This is a genomic window from Alkaliphilus transvaalensis ATCC 700919 (assembly GCF_000621485.1).
Taxonomy (GTDB): domain Bacteria; phylum Bacillota; class Clostridia; order Peptostreptococcales; family Natronincolaceae; genus Alkaliphilus; species Alkaliphilus transvaalensis.
The window spans coordinates 61,208-80,414 of the sequence record NZ_JHYF01000012.1 but is presented as its reverse complement, the minus strand read 5'-3'; the positions used below and the strand labels follow the sequence as shown (position 1 = coordinate 80,414).

The 19,207-nt window shown below is 34.9% G+C and carries 14 protein-coding genes; 1 reads left to right on the top strand and 13 read right to left on the bottom strand.

The genetic code is table 11. The features are described 5' to 3' along the window. Window positions 1-17: 17 nt before the first annotated feature. From T335_RS0109210 to purR, 7 genes are all read right to left on the bottom strand, one after another. Entirely contained in the window at window positions 18-401 is a 384-nt protein-coding gene (locus T335_RS0109210; protein WP_026477289.1) for a hypothetical protein, read from the bottom strand. 33 nt (window positions 402-434) lie between these two features. After that, window positions 435-992 carry an aminoacyl-tRNA hydrolase gene (pth, locus tag T335_RS0109205; protein WP_026477288.1) on the bottom strand — a complete coding sequence of 186 codons (558 nt, stop codon included), beginning with the start codon at window positions 990-992 and terminating at the stop codon, window positions 435-437. Window positions 993-1,171: 179 nt separating this feature from the next. After that, window positions 1,172-2,119, bottom strand: a complete 948-nt coding sequence (locus tag T335_RS0109200; protein ID WP_026477287.1) for a ribose-phosphate diphosphokinase — start codon at window positions 2,117-2,119, stop codon at window positions 1,172-1,174. 58 nt (window positions 2,120-2,177) lie between these two features. Then, window positions 2,178-3,548 carry a bifunctional UDP-N-acetylglucosamine diphosphorylase/glucosamine-1-phosphate N-acetyltransferase GlmU gene (glmU, locus tag T335_RS0109195; RefSeq protein WP_026477286.1) on the bottom strand — a complete coding sequence of 457 codons (1,371 nt, stop codon included), beginning with the start codon at window positions 3,546-3,548 and terminating at the stop codon, window positions 2,178-2,180. Window positions 3,549-3,728: 180 nt separating this feature from the next. Next, window positions 3,729-5,633: a diguanylate cyclase gene (locus T335_RS0109190; protein WP_242837273.1), complete on the bottom strand. Its 1,905-nt coding sequence runs from the start codon at window positions 5,631-5,633 to the stop codon at window positions 3,729-3,731. A gap of 399 nt (window positions 5,634-6,032) precedes the next feature. After that, window positions 6,033-6,314: a septation regulator SpoVG gene (spoVG, locus tag T335_RS0109185; protein ID WP_026477284.1), complete on the bottom strand. Its 282-nt coding sequence runs from the start codon at window positions 6,312-6,314 to the stop codon at window positions 6,033-6,035. A gap of 164 nt (window positions 6,315-6,478) precedes the next feature. Next, on the bottom strand, window positions 6,479-7,297 hold the full coding sequence (purR, locus tag T335_RS0109180) for a pur operon repressor (RefSeq protein ID WP_026477283.1): 819 nt from the start codon (window positions 7,295-7,297) through the stop codon (window positions 6,479-6,481). A 429-nt stretch (window positions 7,298-7,726) separates the two neighbouring features. On the opposite strand from purR, the gene murC reads away from it, so the two are divergent. Next, window positions 7,727-9,112, top strand: a complete 1,386-nt coding sequence (gene murC, locus T335_RS0109175; protein ID WP_026477282.1) for a UDP-N-acetylmuramate--L-alanine ligase — start codon at window positions 7,727-7,729, stop codon at window positions 9,110-9,112. Window positions 9,113-9,300: 188 nt separating this feature from the next. Here the strand turns inward: murC and T335_RS20285 are convergent, their stop codons facing one another. The 6 genes from T335_RS20285 to T335_RS0109145 form a co-directional block, all read right to left on the bottom strand. Then, complete coding sequence (locus T335_RS20285) at window positions 9,301-10,281, bottom strand: LCP family protein (RefSeq protein WP_051569229.1); 981 nt, start codon at window positions 10,279-10,281, stop codon at window positions 9,301-9,303. 132 nt (window positions 10,282-10,413) lie between these two features. After that, the gene (locus T335_RS0109165) at window positions 10,414-12,699 is read right to left on the bottom strand and encodes a transglutaminase TgpA family protein (protein WP_026477281.1); all 2,286 of its coding nucleotides are present in this window, start codon (window positions 12,697-12,699) and stop codon (window positions 10,414-10,416) included. Beyond that, on the bottom strand, window positions 12,689-13,864 hold the full coding sequence (locus T335_RS0109160) for a DUF58 domain-containing protein (protein ID WP_026477280.1): 1,176 nt from the start codon (window positions 13,862-13,864) through the stop codon (window positions 12,689-12,691). The genes T335_RS0109165 and T335_RS0109160 overlap by 11 nt, the downstream gene beginning before the upstream one ends. Then, window positions 13,854-14,804 (bottom strand): AAA family ATPase, encoded by a 951-nt coding sequence (locus T335_RS0109155; protein WP_026477279.1) that lies wholly within the window; start codon window positions 14,802-14,804, stop codon window positions 13,854-13,856. Before T335_RS0109155 ends, T335_RS0109160 begins: the two co-directional genes overlap by 11 nt. Window positions 14,805-14,976: 172 nt before the next feature. Beyond that, a complete protein-coding gene (locus tag T335_RS0109150; RefSeq protein ID WP_026477278.1) occupies window positions 14,977-17,388 on the bottom strand; it encodes a S8 family serine peptidase in 2,412 nt (803 codons plus the stop codon). A gap of 335 nt (window positions 17,389-17,723) precedes the next feature. Next, window positions 17,724-19,193 carry an aminotransferase class I/II-fold pyridoxal phosphate-dependent enzyme gene (locus T335_RS0109145; protein WP_026477277.1) on the bottom strand — a complete coding sequence of 490 codons (1,470 nt, stop codon included), beginning with the start codon at window positions 19,191-19,193 and terminating at the stop codon, window positions 17,724-17,726. Window positions 19,194-19,207: the final 14 nt, after the last annotated feature.

Below are 19,207 nucleotides of genomic sequence, written 5' to 3'. Positions count from 1 at the left end.
ATTCCTTTAATTTCTTACTATAAATACTTTGTAATATACCAGTTCCAAGTACTATGACATAACCATGCTATTAGTATTCCTATTATGATGGAATTTGTTTTAGCATAGGAAAAATATGTTACAAAGCCAAATAAACTATGACTAGCGACACTAGCTATAGCTGCGAGGTTGCCAATCTTTTTTGAAGAAGTAACCATGTCATAGATTCCTTCTATGCAACCAAAAACAAAATGGGTTGCAACTAAATTTGTTTGGAGTAAAGCTATGGCAGCAAAGGTTTTAGAAAATTCCTCTATAAAGGGAACAAAAGCCACTAAGCTAATACCTCCAAACCTCTTTAATATCAACTTATTACATAAATAAGCAAAAATTGCGGCAATTATACCAGAGAATATGAACATTTAAGTACTCCTTTTTTCTCTATATAATTCTCCTTATCCATTGTACTTATTCATGGCGTCTTGGATATTCCTTTCAATGATGGTCTCTACAGCTAATACAGTATTCTCAATAGCTTGCTTAATTAGAGGGATTTCCTCTTGGGGGAATCTTCCCAAAACATAATCGGCTAAATCTCCAACCGTTGGCTTTCCAACCCCAATTCTTACTCTCGGAAAGGTATCTTTTTGGGTGAGGTAAATAATGTTTTTCATACCATTATGGCTCCCCGAACTTCCCTTCTCTCTTATTCTTAAAGAGCCTACCTTTACATCAATATCATCATATAGAATCACAATCTGCTGGGGTTCAACCTTATAAAATTGAATAATTTCCATTAGAGATTGGCCACTTAGGTTCATAAAAGTTTGAGGTTTTACTAAAATAACCTTCTCATTACCTATTCTGCCTTCTCCTATTAGGGCCTTATGTTTTAATTTATTAACTTTTATGTCATGTCTCTCTGCTAATAAATCAATTGCATGGAAACCCACATTATGTCTAGTACCATCGTACTTTTTTCCGGGATTTCCTAAGCCAACAACTACGTACATCTTCTTCACCTCGTCTATCGTTAAAAACAGCATCGTTTAAAATTGATTTTACTATTAAAAATTGCTGAAAAACCCTTATTTTTTTCAAAACCTGAAAAACACCAGCACCTATACAAGGATGTATAGGTACTTTAGTGTTTCTGTTTCGAATCAAAGGGTTTAAAATAGGATTCTTTATTTTAGTCAAATATTTTACTTACTGAAATATTTTTGTAGATTCTTAATATCGCTTCTCCAAATACTGGTGCTACTGACATTGTTTGAATCTTATCTATTTGCTTCTCTTCTGGTAATGGAATTGTATTTGTGATAATTAATTCTTTAATTGCAGAATTTTGTATTCTTTCTACTGCTGGTCCAGACAATACTGGATGGGTACAGCATGCATAAACCTCTTTAGCTCCAAATTCTTTAAGGGCATTAGCTGCTTGGGCAATCGTTCCCGCTGTATCGATCATGTCATCTATTAAGATAACGTTTTTACCTTCTACTTCACCAATTATGTTCATAATTTCTGAAACATTTGCCTTTGGTCTTCTTTTGTCAATAATAGCGATGGGCGCATCTAAGTGGTTAGCAAAGTTTCTTGCTCTTGTTACACTTCCAAGGTCAGGTGATACAACAACTAAATCTTGAATATTTTTTTGCAGGAAGTATTGGGCTAAAATTGGTACTCCTAATAAATGATCCACCGGGATATTGAAGTATCCTTGAATCTGTGCTGCATGTAGGTCCATTGTTAAGATTCTATCTGCTCCTGCTGTTGTTAATAGATCTGCTACTAACTTAGCTGTAATTGGATCTCTTGCCTTTGCTTTACGATCTTGTCTAGCATATCCATAGTAAGGAAGTACTGCTGTAATTCTTCCTGCAGACGCTCTCTTGAAGGCATCAATTAATATTAATAATTCCATTAGGTGATCATTCACTGGAGGACAAGTTGGTTGAACAACGAAAACGTCTGTACCTCTAACGGTTTCATTGATATTAACTGCGATTTCTCCATCACTAAAGGTTGTTACTTCTGAGTTACCTAAAGGCACCCCTATTGATTTTGCAATTTCAGCCGCTAGGGCTTTATTAGCATTACCTGAAAAGATTTTTATTTCACTTCCACTGGTATTCATTAATTATCCTCCTTGTTTATGCTTGACACTTCGTCATTGGTTTTATTCTTAAATAATTTTATTCTTTAAGTAACCCTTTACGGGCAACCCATTCTTCTTTATTAACTTGCTTTGCTCTAGCAACTGCCAATGCCTTTTCTGGAACTTCTTTTGTAATGGTTGAACCACTGGCCACATATCCATTCTTTCGAACGACAACTGGCGCTATTAAGTTTGCATTGCTCCCTACAAAGGCGTGGTCTTCTACGATGGTCTTATGCTTATTAACGCCATCATAGTTTACAAACACGACTCCACACCCAATGTTGACATGCTTACCTACTTCTGCATCTCCTATATAAGCTAAATGGGAGGCTTTTGAGTAGTCACCCATCTGGGCATTCTTTAATTCAACAAAATCTCCTATTTTACAGTGTTTTCCTACCACGCTGTTAGGTCTTAAATAGGCATAGGGCCCAACGGTTGTAAAATCATCTACCTTACTTTCAATAAGCGTTGAACTTTGAATTTCGACATTATTTCCTATAGAGGAATCATCAATAACTGTATTGGAGCCTATTACTGTTCCTTCTCCTATAACAGTATTTCCCTTTAAGGTAGCACCAGGATATATGATGGTATCTTGCCCAATCTTAACCTTTTTACCAATGTAGGTATTACTTGGATTAATAATTGTAACCCCTTCCCTCATATGGTATTGATTAATTCGACTTCGCATAATCTCTTCAACTTCTGCCAATTGAACACGATCATTTACTGCCATAATTTCTTTATAATCTAAGGTTTTATATACGCCAACGCCTCTTCCATCTTCCTTCATTATGGTTAGAACATCTGGTAGGTAATACTCTTTTTGAGCGTTTTCGTTTTTCACCAAAGGTAATGCTTTTCTTAGTGCTTCTCCACTAAAGCAATAGATGCCAGAATTAATTTCTTGTATCATCTTTTCTTCAGGGGTAGTGTCTTTTTCTTCTACAATTTTTTCTAGTTGTAGATCATCACCACGAACTATTCTTCCATATCCATAGGGATTTGTCAAATCAGTTGTTAGTACTGTTGCACTATACCCACCATTTTTATGATATTCCATTAGGGCATTTAAGGTATCTTGGGTAATTAACGGTCCGTCACCTGCTAATACCAACACTAAAGAATCATCATCAATATGATCATAGGCCATCATTACTGCATGTCCTGTTCCTAATTGTTTTTCTTGTAAAACTGTTTTAATATGAGAAGGAAGGCTCTTCTTTACTTCCTCTGCCCCATGTCCAACAACTACAATACATTCTTCAACATTAGACCCTTCTGCCGCTTCAACAACATGTTCTATCATTGGTTGCTCACAAACTTTATGTAAAACCTTTGGAAGATGGGACTTCATCCGTTTACCTTCTCCTGCAGCCAATATAATTGCTTTCAGTTTCATCTTCTCACCTCTATTTTAATTTTTTCGACAAAACTTCATACTTTATTTTATTTCATTATCATATTTTATATCCCTTTAATAGTTTATTATATTTTTGCCTATTAGAAAACCCATTTCGGCAAAGTTATTTGGGTTTGCTTAATTATTGAATATTATTTTTTTCTTGAAAATTCCTTTTACTTATTGGCTTGAGGGCACCCAAATATTTACCTGATTCTTACCTTTTCTTTTTGCTTCAATTGAAGCCCTGTCGGCTCCTTTAATCAGTTCACTTTTTTCATAGTTTGCATTAAATAAAGAAGAGATCCCCACACTTATGGTAATTTTAAAGGAATCTGATGACGCCTTTGGTTTATTTAGTAGTTCTTTCATTGAAAAGAGTTTTTTAAGCCCCTTTGATACCACATTTTGCTTTTCTTTAAGGGTTTCTTCTGTTATAGCAGCTTCATCTTCGACCTTAGCATCTTCATCTATTTCAAAATCGTAAGATGCAATGATTTCTTTAATCTTTACCATCATTTCATTTGCATGGTGGATATCGGTATAGGGTAATATGATTGTAAATTCGTCTCCTCCATACCTGGCAATTATGTCCTCCTTCCGAAGGTTATCCCTTAGAACTTCTGCTACTTTCTTTAATAGAAGATCCCCTACTATATGTCCATAGTGATCATTATATTTTTTGAAATCATCGATATCTAACATCACTAGTGACAGATCTGTGCTATATTGTTTTGCCTCTTGAATATATTCATCTAACACTTCTTGAAAATAACGATGATTATAGATATTTGTAAGCCCATCCTTTATAGCTAGATTTTCTGCATTCTGATACAATAATGCATTTTCTACCGCATTAGATAATGGAGCCATCATACTATTGATTAATTCTATTTCTTCCTTCATTAAAACATAATTTAATTTTATATAAAAGATTCCTACGCAGGTGTTTTGAAACAATAGGGGAACAGAATAGAGATAGCCTTCATTGGTTTCTAACCCTACAGGATGTCTTTCTTTAAAGGATTTTTCTACAATACCCTTAAGCTGTAATATCTCATGATGTTCGTCAACCACACCATAGGAAGCCACAATATCTAATGTTTTTGTCTCTTCACTAAATATAGCTAATGCACAAGATTGTGCTTTTAGTGCTTCACCGATGGCCTTTACCCCTATATCTGCCACTTCCTCTAAGGCAACTGAAGAAGTAACTTTTTTGGTTAATTCAAATAGGGTCAAGTTATATTCACTTTCCTTTTTCAATCTTTCTGTTAATTTACCATTATTAATTGCTAAGCCAATTTCTCCTGTTATTGCATTAATTAGCTTAACATCTGAATAGTCAAAGTACGACTCTTTTTTACTGCCTAAGACCAACACCCCTAATACCCTTTCATAGAGTTTAATTGGTATTGTCATTTGCCCCTGTGAATGATCTACGCACCGGATATATCGGTAGTCTTTTTCCACATTTGAAGATAGTATGGCTTCCCCTTTATGGACAGCCCACCCAACTAATCCTTCACCAATTCGAAAACTAGTTTTAAAAATACTCTCTTTTGAAACATTGGCATGGGCCTTTAATTTTAATTCATCTCCATCTATTAAATAAATCAGCCCATAATCTGCCTTCATATGGGTTGTTAATCTAGCTAGAATCACATCTAAAAGCTCTTGTAATGAAGCAGAGGTATGTATTGCCAGCGCCGTATCATATAATATTCTATTCTCAAACTGAAGGGCCCTAATTCCTCTATTAATGCGATCTATTTCATCGTAGAAGACTTGTTCTCCTAATTTTCCTTCATTATATGAACTAATACAATTTTCTCCCTCTAAAAGGGTAATTTCAACATTTCTTAATTTTTTATAGATGTTTAATACTTTTATCCTTTGATATATTACTGGTACCAAGGCAAGCAGTAATATCCCTAAAACATATATTAGAATGCTACTATTAGTCCAATGTTCTACAGATGGAACTAACCCCTGCCTCATTAAAACAATGGTAATAATTGGTGTAAATACAGCAAATACAATAATGTTAACATAAAGCCTTAATGTTAAACTCTTTTGCAACATGTATACAGCTCCTTTTCCTCTCCCTACGAAATTTCATTAAATCCATAAAGAAATTGCATTTAACTTAATAAATGCAAAATGAAAGCTTCCCTCAACTAAGAATCTCTACGGATTCAAATACGAAAAAGTCCATTTTTCTATTCGATTCTTTCTAGAAATAACTCTAAAAGATCGAATGTATTAAGAAAAATGAACTTAAATTATTGCTGCAAATTTATGTTATGATTAATTGAATTATAACAATACTGAGACTTAATATCAACTCTTTTTGTATACAATATTTTTAAGTTTTAGAAGATGAGGCCCATTATTATTCATTAAACTAATTAATAACGCTTAATGACCAAAAACACAAAAAGAGGACCTCTTCGGTCCCCCCCCATGTGATTTTCTCTTCAATTATTCACCTACTACCTCTTCTAGTTCGTCCCCCATATTTTCATACGCACTGAAGATTGCATCCTGAATTTTTGTTCTTGTAACAGAGTTAATTGGATGGGCAATATCTCTAAAATCGCCTTCTCCCATTTTACGGCTTGGCATTGCAATGAATAGGCCGTTTTGTCCTTCGATGATTTTAATGTCATGCACTACAAATTCCTCATCGAATGTTACAGAAACAATTGCTTTCATTTTACCTTCTGTTGATACTTTTCTAATCCTTACATCAGTCACTTGCATTTGTTCTTCACCACCTTCCATCTGTCATGCTATAAAATGCTATTAATTGCTATTTTATTAATGCACTATTCTCCAAAAATTTTGAATTTCCTGCTAAATCACGAAAAGTTTTCAGAATTTTTTTGTATTTGAAGCATTTTTTAAACCTGCAGATGGAAAAAGGCTTATACTAATGTAGGATTTGGATAAATGTTAATAAGTTGATGATTTTCTTGCACTTCTTCTAAAATTAACAGGGAAGTATATTCGTTAATTAATTTCTTTTCTGGTTCTTTTGTGGCAATTAAAACGCCTATGCCTTCTACATGGGCATCAAATTCCTTCATCATATCCATCATTCCCTTAGCTGTACCTCCAGCCTTCATAAAGTCATCGATAATAATAACCCTCGAACCTGGCTTTATTGCTCTTCTGGATAAGGACATCCTTTGAATTTTCCCACTAGAACCAGATACGTAATTAATACTTACTGTTGATCCTTCTGTTACCTTATTATCTCTTCTAAGAATAACTAACGGAAGATTCATAGCCTTTGCCACCATTAGGGCTAGGGGAATCCCTTTAGTTTCAACTGTAATGACATAATCTACATTCTTGTAATCAAATTGACTAGCAAAAACTTCTCCTATTCTATGAATAATAGGTGGGGAGTAAATTACATCTGTCATATACATAAATCCACCTGGTAGAATTCGATCTCCTTCGCTTAGTTTACTAGCAATTACATTTAATATTTCTTTGTTTTGTTCTTTTGTGGTCTTAGGAATAAACTTAACGCCCCCAGCAGCCCCTGAAAAGGTTTCGATCCTACCTAACTCCATCTTTTCCATAGTTTGTTTTACAATAACAATATCTTCACTTATAGTTGATTTTGCTGAATTAAATCTTTCTGTAAAAAAGTTCAATGTAAATATTTTATTCGGTTGATCACTTAGTATTTTAACCATTGCTGCTATTCTTTCGTTCCGCTTTAATTTGCTCATAAACTTCCTCCGAAATATGTTTTAAATTATTATCTCACAAAATTTCATATTTGATTAGTTTACAACTTTTCTTTGTTTATCTGTCTTTTCCTTCTCATACTCATTTTATTCTTTTTTATTGGCAATATCAAGAAAAAAACATCAAAGTTCTCCTTCTAGTACCCCATGAATGACCTCTCCTTCACTTGAAGGATTAAAAACCTTTCTATTTAACTAAAATATTATGTTAGTAAGTAATAAATTAGTCTATTTGAAGGATTTTAGGTAATAAATCTAATTTGTAGTGTAAGTATCAGTTTTTTGTGTTATCATACAATATAGAATTACATATTATTTATAGTTGATTATTTTTTTTCATTATGTCTATCCTATTAAATATACTTGCAAAAATAATATAATAATTTAATTTATGTAAGAGGAGTGAAAAATGTGATATCTTTTGAACTTAACCAGCAATTAAGACATATTCACTTGATCGGTATTGGTGGTATCAGCATGAGTGCCATTGCAGAAGTATTAATAAAGCACGGATATCGTGTTTCTGGTTCTGATATAAAGGATTCTAATATCCTTGAGAAACTGAGAAAGCATGGAGCTGAAATTTTTATAGGCCACCGAGCTGAAAATATACAAGACCCTGACTTGGTTGTCTATACAGCAGCTGTTAAAATGGATAATTGCGAAAGGCAAGAGGCTCAAAGGCGAGGGATACATGAAATTGATCGAGCAGAAATGTTAGGCCTAATTATGAAAAAATATAAAAAGGCTATTGCAGTTGCAGGTAGTCACGGGAAAACGACTACAACGGCTTTATTATCTTTGGTGTTGGAATATGCTAATTTAGACCCTACAATTCTTGTGGGGGGAGAGTTAAATGAAATTGGTGGAAACATTAAGATTGGCGAAAGTGAGCACTTTATTACTGAGGCATGTGAGTACGTAGAAAGTTTTTTAAAGTTTAATCCTTTTATCGGTATTATTTTAAATATTGATGAAGATCATTTGGACTACTATCGGGATATTGAACATATAAAAGATGCCTTTAGGTCCTTTGCGAGACTAATCCCCACAGAAGGCTATTTAGTAGCATGCAAGGACGATGCTGATGTAGCGGAAGTTTATCAGGACTTATCTTGTCAAGTTATTACTTATGGAATAAAGGAACCTTCTGATTTTACTGCAAAGAATATTATCTTTAATGAAAATGGCTTCCCTTCCTTCCAAGTAACGTATAAAGGAGAAGACCTTGGAACCTTTCAGTTAAGTATTCCTGGAGTACATAATATTTATAATGCCTTAGCATCTATTGCAACTTCCTATATTCTTGGAATTACACCTACAGAAATTGCTCAACACATTTCTGTGTATAAAGGAACTCGTCGTCGATTCGATCTTTTAGGAGAGGTTAACGGTGCAAAGGTAGTGGATGACTATGCCCACCACCCGGTTGAGATTAAAGCTAATCTTGAAGCTGCTAAAAATTATCCCCACAAGGAAATTTGGTGTGTTTTCCAGCCCCATACCTATACCCGTACTCGTGCCCTATTGCAAGAATTTTCCCAGTCTTTTCAGTTAGCAGATCATGTTATTATTACGGATATTTATGCTGCCCGTGAAAAAGATGAAGGAGTTGTTCATAGCAGACAATTGGCAGATTTAATTAAGGAAAACAATCATACTGATGTTAGATATATAAAAGACTTTGAAGAAATTGCTGATTTACTATATCATAACCTTCAACCCCAAGATCTTATTATTACAATGGGGGCTGGTGACGTTAATCGAATTGGTGAAATGCTAATCAATAAAAAGTAGGCGTAGGCCTATTTTTTTTGAAGGCAAATCTAATTGATGAAATTAATTTTGTTTTTTTATGTTGTTTAGTCTATCTATCTAAGGGTAATTAATAAGTACGTACCCCCCACTACCCTATCCGTGTATAAGAAAAGAGCAGGCTATCTGTAGCCGGCTCTTTTCTTTATATGTTATTAACCTTTTAAATATTACTCTTCTTCATCTTCTACCAACGGGCTAGTTTCCTCTTCCAATTCTCTACCTTCAGCATAGATTTCAATTAACAGGTCTCTTATTGCCTGCATATCATGGAAGTAATATGAAACGCCATTACGGTACTTATCTTCACCCGGCAGCATGTAGCTACTTATCTCTTCTGTATTTAAACCTGTTGCCGAAGTTGCTAGACGAAGTGCATCTTGAAGTTCCATATCGGTTCTAACATATCTAAAGGCGGTAGTTGCAACAGCTGGCAACCTAAAGCCCATCGCCTTTTTAATGGCTGATTTTACAAATTCTTGTTGGGCTTTTATTCTTCCTAAATCTCCATCGGGATAAGACTTTCTGTATCGTAGAAACTTAACCCCATTCTCACCATTGAGAACATGGTGCCCTGGTTCGAAATAAATCCTTAAACCTTCAGCCTTATCTTCATAATCCATTAGTCTTGGTATGTGGATTGGCACACCACCAATGGAGTCGATAATAGCTTCAACACCTTTATAGTTTACAGTCACATAATAATCTACAGGAACATCAATTAAAATATCACTTACTACAGTTTTTACTCCATTAGCTCCATGATCACCATAAACCGAATTAATTTTTCGTTTATCTAAACGATCATAGCCTTGTCTGTGATAATAAGTGTCACGAGGAATCGATATCATATCTAGCTTTTTTGAATCTGGGTTGAATGAAACGAACATCATGGTATCACTTCTTGGCCCATCTAGCCCTAGTAAAACCATATTTACCCTCGAACTCTCATTTACCAACCTTCTTAGCAGGTCTTTTTCTTCTGGTTGTAATTCTTCTTTGTTTTCTTCCTCCCATTCCACTGCCTTTGCCACAAGGTCAGACCCCGAATGGTTATCCTTCATAAATCGATTAAAACTCCACACGATACCTGAAAACAAAATTACAAAACATAAAAAAGCAATGGAGAAAATCTTAAAAAAAGTTTTCATTTTTCCACTTCCCTAATATTGGTTAAATAATTGGTGCTAGACTTTTTATGATAATACTCTATTTATTTTAACAAATTTTTTAGAAAAAATCTATAGCACTAGCCTATTAGTCATATAATGGTAACATTGTTTCTAATTGTCATAGTTTTTATACATAGTTCCTTTAATATATTTTTTATAATGATATTTCCAAAAACCTATTTGAACTTTTAATTTTTTATCTATGATTTTCAGATAATTAATTAGGTCTTGAACTTGAGTTTTTTCTACTTGGTGTCTTCCATACCTAACTTTTATAAATACTTCGGTTAAATATCTAAAATTATAGGTCTTATCATATATATTAGGGATAATTCTTTGACTATATTCGTAGGGGGTTTCTCCTTTTTCTATTGGATGCCCCATTTCAGCTAATGTATCTAGTATATTTTGATAAAGGCTAGGAACACTAATACTTGCTTCATCTTCTATAATTTTCACTAAGTACTTTTTCATTCTGAAATAGTTGTAGGTAATCCTTAATATTAGCAATAATATTAAAGCGCCGTAGATAATGGTCAGTAGGTGATCTCTAATCTTTTTTAAAGTCCATTGACTCTCTTGTGGAAGATTATTTATTGGCCTATTTTCCTCAATAGATGTATCTATGACGATATCATTACTTTCTCTTTCCATAGCTTCCAATTCGTATTGAAGGATGGCTTCCCATTCATCAAAAGGAACTTCTGAATCATCCTCATTTACACCTGATAACCCAGTTGTTAAAGCTGGGGGTTGATAAGCTGGTGTTGGTTCGAATGCAACCCAACCGATGCCATCTATATAGGCCTCTACCCAAGCATGGGCATTGTTTTGTCTAACAACATATAAATCATCCACAGCTTCTTGTGGTGTACGATAACCCTCTATATAACGGGTAGGGATACCCTGGGTTCTTAACATCACTGCCATTGCTGTTGCAAAATATGTACAATAACCTTCCTGTTCTTCAAACAAGAAAAATTCAACAAAATCTCTTCCTTCTGGTGTTATTGAAGGTTCTAAGGAGTAATTATAATTGTTTCTTAAATAGTTTTGTATCGCCTCTGCTTTTTGATAGGGGCTGTTAAAGACCTTTGTAATATCATTAGCCAGTTGCGTTACCGATAGAGGCAAATTATCTGGCAGTTGAAGGTATCGTTCAATATAATCAACATTTAGCTTAGGACCTTCTACAGACGCCCTAGCCTCTACATTAAAGGGTAGAATAGCTTGAACCTTATAGCTTTCATTTTTATAAGTTCCACTTTCTCTAATAATTAAAAAGTCATCATCAACAAAAATTCTTCCAGGTGATTCTGTAATAATCCTCAGAGGTTGATAAGGGGTAAATATTGTATAGGTAGCCATATTTACATTGTTAATTTCAATCTCTATTATTCTCCCTAACTCCACTTCTCTAGAAAGTAGTTCCCTAGTTTGGTAGTTATATTGAGGTATTTTTTCAATTTCCCATCGATTATTTTCATAGGTAGTTTTGATATTACCCCTTAAATATAAGGGGATCGGTGTCTTAACCTCCATTACAATATCATCACTAATACGTACTGGCCCCCCCAGTTCATTTGAGCTTTCTTGAAACCCAGTCTCAGAGAAGTTAAATAACAAGGCTTGTCCAAAACTTCTACTGTAGACCAAGTCGTCCCTAAGGTTCATCACAATGGGAAAACGTTGTGTAACTATCATTTCTAGTTGATTCGATTCTATTAAGTTATTCTTCTTAGGAAGAATACTTGCTATTAATACGATTAATATTCCGTAAACAAGGGCCGTTTTAATCCACTGTAATTGACCTTCTTGTTGAAAATCAACAGCTTCTTTAATCCACCTTTTTTCTGCCCTGCCATAACCCTCAACCCCCATAAGAATAAAGTAAAGTATCAGAAAAAACATCATTGTCCAATATGCAGCATCTATGTATATATACCAATAATAGATAAAAAACAATATATATAAGGGCAATAATATCCAAGTCCGTTTTGCTTTAATCATAATGACCCAGGTACATAGGCAAAGTAGCGCAGTAATTAATAACCAAAATGCAGTTAAATGATCAGTAGAAATCTGCTCTGTCCCTCTGAAATACTGAATAACATTAGAATAAAGCTGCTGGGCTTTCGACAAAAATTCATAGATTAGTTCTGATTGATATCTATTTAATATCAAAAGCGGAATAATGCTTGCAATAGATATAATAATCCAATAAAAGGGGTAGCTGGCGATTAAATGTATTAAAATAGCCACAACTGCTGTAAGGATTAAACGAACTACTGAATTCGGTGCTACATCCAATACAATTCCCCAGAGATTGGAAAGGGAAAATACAATAAACACATAGATCAAAATACGATATAAAATATTTGTAGTCTTATGCTCCATGTAAATATCCCTCCTCCATTACATTTCTTATATCTTGGTGCTGATCTATAAAGTAATTTTTAACCCCTTCCTCTTCTAAAATCTTCCCTATCTCTTTATTTGCTTGCCATACCACTGGGTTCTGTTGGGAGTCACCTAAAATAACACATCGTAGCTGATTCTTTTTCTTTAGTCGTATCCCTTGGGCTCCAATTTTTTTGTCTAACAAAGGTGTAATCAAAAACAGCATACTACCTACTTTTAAATTGTTTCTAACTTCTTCTACCTGTTGGTAAAAGGGAGCTACCCCAGAAGGCGAAAAGTCTACTAGTTCTTCCATAAAGAGTTTTAAATAACCATAGTGGTTACCCTTTAGTTGGATTGTTGTATTATATCTTTGGAAGTAGAGGGTCACATTTGCGTTATTTTCTAAAAAGTGATTTATGATTGACAGGGTAGTTTCTACAGCCTTATCTTCCAGGAGACTGTTAACATCTTCCGAGTAACTATTTACATTACTATCTAAAAGGATGGTAACTTCTTCTTCTCCCCATTCTTCATAATTTTTAACCATTAAAACATCACGCTTGGCCGATGCCTTCCAATGGATCTTCTTTATAGGATCTCCCTCCTGATATTCTCTAAGCTCTGAGAGGGCAAAATAGTCTTGACTTTTATCAATAGCAATATTTCTTAATGGTGTAATTTGAGGATAGACTTTAAGTGCAATCGGATTAGAAATAATTTTTTGAAAAGAAAAGAGATTAAATATGTCTTTGATGGTAATTTTAAAATCTCCAATTTGATAAATCCCTCTTCTACTACATATAATTGTTGTTTCCATCCAAAGGTGTTCTTTAGACTTTAATGTAAGCAATTTAGTTTGTTCTCTTTTACCCGTTAATTTATTGGCAATGCTGTTTTCTACTTCTAGTCTAGGCAAACTAAAGATACTATTGTTTTCTATCCCATATTTTATAGTAATTTCTTCCCCCGTCATAAGATCTTTTTCTGGGATTTTAATATCTCCTGTTATAAATAGTCTCCCTAATAAAGAATGGCCGATGGGTATTAAATGGGCTAATAAATAGACATAAAATAAAAAATAAGGAATTCGTCCCCCTACTAAAAGGGCAAAGGGAATTAGAATAATGCCTGTTATCATACTAAGTATTTTAGTTTTCAACAGGTCTCACCACCGGTACATAAGATTTTTTCAGAATATCTCTAACCACCTGTTGGGCTTTCTTCCCTTCTATCCTAGCTTCTGGGGATAAAATTAAGCGATGGGCCAGCACATCGGCTGCTACTCCCTTTACATCGTCGGGTATTACATAATCCCTTCCCTTTACATAGGCTAATGCTTTAGCACTTCTACATAAATCTATAGAGGCCCTTGGACTTGCCCCTAAGTTTATATCCGTATGATTACGACTAGCATAGACAATTCCTACTATGTACTGAAGTATGCCATCATCAACAAAAACAGCTTCAACCTCTTCTTGCATCTTTAATAGCTCTTCTTCGGATATTACCGTATTAATTTCTTCATATTTTTTCTTTTTAGAATAATTTTGAATAATCATTTTCTCTGCTTCTGCTGAAGGGTAACCTAAGGATATTCGCATTAGAAAACGGTCTAACTGAGCTTCTGGCAGGGCAAAGGTTCCTTGATAGTCTACTGGATTTTGGGTAGCTAAAACCATAAAGGGTTCCTTTAACTTATAGGTTTGTTCATCTATAGAAACTTCCCCTTCCTCCATTGCCTGCAGTAAACTAGATTGGGTTTTGGGAGATGTTCGATTAATTTCATCTGCAAGAATGATTTGATTAAATATTGGTCCCTTTTTTAAAACAAATCCCTCTTCTTTTCTATTATAAATCGTAATCCCTGTTATATCTGAGGGCATAAGATCTGTTGTAAACTGAATACGACTATAGGTTAATCCAATACTTCTAGCAAGGGCTTTTACCATGGTTGTTTTACCCACACCTGGCACATCTTCTATTAATAAATGTCCTTTTGCTAACATGCAAATCAATACTTTTTCTAAAGCTTCATCTTTCCCAATAATTACAGTTTTCATATTATCCAATATATCATGTGTTTTATTTCTATAATCCATTTTTTCACCCCATTAAGATTAATTAATTTATTTAATCTTAGCATATTTAATTGAAAAATAAAAAAATATTTAAAATTTTTAATATTTACTAAAAAAAGCCCCCTCTTAATCAGAACTTGATCTGATATTGTCAAGGGAGCCTTTATTTATATTTTGTTTAGTTATTTAGCCTCTACTTCACTTCAACAATATATCCTCTTGTTGTAGCTGTACCTGCTTTTTCTGCATAAACAAATATTGCATATTCACCACTTGCTACTTGGTTACCATCAATGGTTCCATTCCAGTTAAAAGTACTGTATCCAATACCTACATTAGTATAATGACCTACATCTCCAATATAGTTACCTACAGCACCTGGATACTCGTACATCCAAAATTCTAATAGGTCTGCACCATTTGGCAGATAAGTAGTCAGATTATATCCACCTGCTGGATTTTCATCGAAGCTAAAATGAGTTATCCTTGGATAGTCGGGTTCTTGTACAAATAGAATTGTCGGTACTTCAACAGTTTCAATTCCATCGGAAACTTTAATTGTGCCTTCATAATAACCTGGTTGTAATTTGGAATCATCTACTTGCACGTTGAAATTAATTCTTTGGCTACTGTTCCCATTAACTCTAAGGTTATTACTTGTCATAACTTTAATCCCTGATGGATTCCCTACAAAATTAACGTCAAAAGAATAGGTTTTTCTTTCATTAGATAAATTCTTAATTGTGAAGCTTTGTCTTTCTGTTTGCTTTCCTTTAGTCTTAGAAAAAACTCCAAAGGAATGGCTTCCTGGTGTCACTAATGTTTTTGCATTAATTGCTTCCATTACTCTAATACTACCTGCCCCTTGTGTGTTATGGGGGTATACCTGTCCTGTAGCTGGGTTAATTAAGTTTTCTGCTGTATTCATAAGGGCTGCTTTAACTTCTTCTACTCCCCAATGGGGGTTTGCTTGAAGAATTAACGCTGCTGCCCCTGCTACATGGGGAGCCGCCATACTTGTCCCTTGCTTTGATCCGTATTGTCCATCTCTAATGGTACTGTTTATACTTACACCAGGGGCAGAAACATCTGGCTTAATCATCCAAGTACCTACTACAGGCCCTCTTGAAGAAAAATCTGCAACAGTTTCACCAACTCTACTAGCAAATTCAATGTTAAAAGTTACTTGGTTGTTACCTGCTTCTAATTCTGCCAATAACTTTTGTCCATCTGCCAGTGTTGTTTTAATTGTTGGTACCGCCATACCCTGTACATCGGCATGTTCACCTGCAACATTATTATAAATAATAGCACCAACGGCTCCAGCATTTTTTGCATTCGTGGCTTTATCTACAAACGCAAAATCTCCTCTACTAATTAGGGCTATTTTGCCATTTAGATCTTTACCTTCAAAGTCTTCTGGGTAACCTAACCCTACATGTACAAACTCATAGGTGTTTCCATTTAGACCTAAGATTTCCTCATCACTTGGGAAACCCATTACTTTTGCTGATGGATACTGTACTCCATCAGATGTAAAAATGGAAGTAGTATATACATTGTAGGGCAGTGCAGTAGCTCCAACAGAAATCGCTCTTCGAGAAGTTCCTGGAGATCCTACTGTCCAATTAGCTGGCCCTGAATTACCATTTGAAGTAATAGCTACTACTCCTTCTGCCATCGCCCAGTCTAGTGCAATACTTGTTGCCCAGTCTGGTGAGTTTATGGTATTTCCTAAGGAAAGGTTCATAATATGGGCACCGTCTTGTACTGCTCTTTCTATTCCAGCTACAACATTTTCTGTTGTTCCACTACCTCCTGGACCCAAAACACGATAGGCTAAAAGTGTTGCATCTGGCGCAACTCCTTTAATTAAGCCATTGGCAGCTACTGTTCCTGCTACGTGGGTCCCATGATCTGTTGCTGCTCCCCTTGGGTCTCCTGGTAGCGTTTCCTGTGGGTCATTGTCATTATCTACAAAATCCCATCCTTTATATGCTCCAAAGGCGTGAGCTAAGTCTGGGTGAGTATAGTCAACACCAGTGTCTATAACTGCAACGACTACTCCTTCACCTGTAAACCCTGCATCCCATGCTATATGTGAGCCAATATGGGGTGCACTATCTAACATATTAGGTCCGATAACTTCATCATCTAATATGTATCCACCCATATCAGTAACTGTATATTCTACGTTAGGATAAACAGCTTTAATTCCATCTACTAAAAGTAGATTTGGTATTTCATTACTGGGTAGTTCTAATGAAAAACCAGAGAATAAGTAATCATACTCCCTTCTTATTTGAGCATCTTTCACATTTCTAGTAACTTCATTAGTAACCTTATGCCTAGCATTTCCTAGTTTAGACTGACTTTGCATTATTCCACTATGCTTAGCTTCAACAATTGACTCTTCTTTTAATTCTACTATAACTGTTGTTAACTCAGATGACGAAAAGTTGTACTCACCATAGAGGGTTGCTAACTCTACTTCTAGAACATTTATTTCCTTCTGAGAGTTTGCAAATGTTCCCATTGTAAAGCTTGCAAGTACCATGGTTAATGCTAAAATGAAAACCCAACACTTTACACTTCTTCTTTTCATTTCTTACACCTTTCCTCTCTTTATAATTTTGACATCCTTAATCAAATAAACTTGCTATTTATTTTCTAGTTATAAAAACTATTCTATATGTGTAAAAAAATCCCTTCTTATTTTCAGAAATTTCTTTATATAAATTAAATTTTTTCATTTACAAATTACATCAAATTTCGCAACTTGTATACAAGCCATTCTTTTAATAATAAAAAGAAGAATATCGATATCTTTTGAAAAGAGTAATGATAAAACACAAAAAAACAACACATTTTATAGAATGCATTGTTTTTTTGTATTACTACTATTATTTAATTGTACATACTTTATCTATTTTCGTTAAACTAGCGTTTTGCACCTAGCCCTAATACCCTAACATAATCTACATATGGGTCTTCCGTCCCTTGTACAAGGGTTTCTTCTTCTTTTAACATTTGAATATGCTCTATCATCTCTTTTGTGATTCTTTCTCCTGGTGAAACCACTGGAATCCCTGGTGGGTATGCCATTATTGATTCCCCGCTGATCTCTCCTTCAGCTTCTTCCAGCTTAATGACTCTTTTATTACTAAAGTAAGCGTCTCTAGGGGAAATAATTACATCAGGATTTCTAAGTATATTGCTGATTACCTTAATTTCTTCATCTCTCCTATGTTTCATAGCGATATCTGCCAGTGCTTCTACTAAAGCATTAATGGATTCTTCTGTATCTCCCAAGCTAACAATCCCCATAATATTATAATAGTCGGCTAGTTCCATTTGAATGTTATACTCGTCTCTTAGAAGGTCATATACTTCAAAACCAGTAAGTCCTAACTTTCTAACGTGAACACCCAGTTTTGATTCATCAAAGCTATATACGCCAGGAGCCCCCACTAATTCTGTACCAAAGGCATATAAACCATCAATTTCATTTATACGCTTTCGGGCTTCCCTAGATAAAAATAGAACTTTATCTAACAGTTCTTTTCCCTCAAGGACAAGTTGTTTTCTAGCTACGTCTAAACTTGCCATCAGTAGGTATGATCCACTGGTTGTTTGCATTAAATTCAAGTGTTTTTTTACTGTAAAGGGGTCTATAATCCCTTCTCTTAAAAGCAATAGAGAACTTTGGGTTAAAGAACCACCAGTTTTATGTAAACTAACAGCACTCATATCAGCCCCCAGCTCCATAGCACTCATTGGAAACTCGTCATGGAAACCCATATGGGCTCCATGGGCTTCATCTACTAATACTGACATCGCATTACGGTGAGCCACTTTTACAATGTCTTTAATGTTTGAAACCGCACCATAATAAGTGGGATTAATTAAAAATACTGCCTTTGCATCGGGGTGTCTACCGATGGTCTTCTCTACACTTTCTAATGTGACTCCCATAGCAATTCCCAACTGTTCGTCTACCTCTGGTTGAATATAAATCGGTATTGCCCCACTTAGAATAATACCTGCAATGGCTGACTTATGGGCATTTCTAGGTAGTATTATTTTGTCTCCAGGTTCGCAGGCACTCATAATCATAGCTTGTACACCTGAAGTTGTTCCATTTACAAGAAAAAATCCATGATCAGCACCAAAAGCATAGGCTGCTAATTCTTCTGCTTCTTTAATTACTCCAATTGGATTACAGATATTATCAAGACACTTCATCGAGTTAACATCTAGCTCCATTATGGTATTACCCACATAGTCTGTAAATTCTTTAAGTCCTTTTCCGTGTTTGTGACCTGGCACATCAAAGGGTACAACCTTCCTTTGGTGATAATCCTTTAAGGCTGTAAATAGTGGTGTTTGGTTTTGGTTAAGATAGGACACTGTATCCACCCCTT

Excerpts from the sequence above, each read along its gene's own strand:
- purR (WP_026477283.1), bottom strand. The coding sequence starts at position 7,297 with ATGAGCAAATTAAAGCGGAACGAAAGAATAGCAGCAATGGTTAAAATA.
- T335_RS0109210 (WP_026477289.1), bottom strand. The coding sequence starts at position 401 with ATGTTCATATTCTCTGGTATAATTGCCGCAATTTTTGCTTATTTATGT.
- T335_RS0109190 (WP_242837273.1), bottom strand. The coding sequence starts at position 5,633 with ATGTTGCAAAAGAGTTTAACATTAAGGCTTTATGTTAACATTATTGTA.
- T335_RS0109200 (WP_026477287.1), bottom strand. The coding sequence starts at position 2,119 with ATGAATACCAGTGGAAGTGAAATAAAAATCTTTTCAGGTAATGCTAAT.
- T335_RS0109155 (WP_026477279.1), bottom strand. The coding sequence starts at position 14,804 with ATGGATTATAGAAATAAAACACATGATATATTGGATAATATGAAAACT.
- T335_RS0109150 (WP_026477278.1), bottom strand. The coding sequence starts at position 17,388 with ATGAAAAGAAGAAGTGTAAAGTGTTGGGTTTTCATTTTAGCATTAACC.
- pth (WP_026477288.1), bottom strand. The coding sequence starts at position 992 with ATGTACGTAGTTGTTGGCTTAGGAAATCCCGGAAAAAAGTACGATGGT.
- T335_RS0109165 (WP_026477281.1), bottom strand. The coding sequence starts at position 12,699 with ATGGAGCATAAGACTACAAATATTTTATATCGTATTTTGATCTATGTG.
- spoVG (WP_026477284.1), bottom strand. The coding sequence starts at position 6,314 with ATGCAAGTGACTGATGTAAGGATTAGAAAAGTATCAACAGAAGGTAAA.
- glmU (WP_026477286.1), bottom strand. The coding sequence starts at position 3,548 with ATGAAACTGAAAGCAATTATATTGGCTGCAGGAGAAGGTAAACGGATG.
- T335_RS20285 (WP_051569229.1), bottom strand. The coding sequence starts at position 10,281 with ATGAAAACTTTTTTTAAGATTTTCTCCATTGCTTTTTTATGTTTTGTA.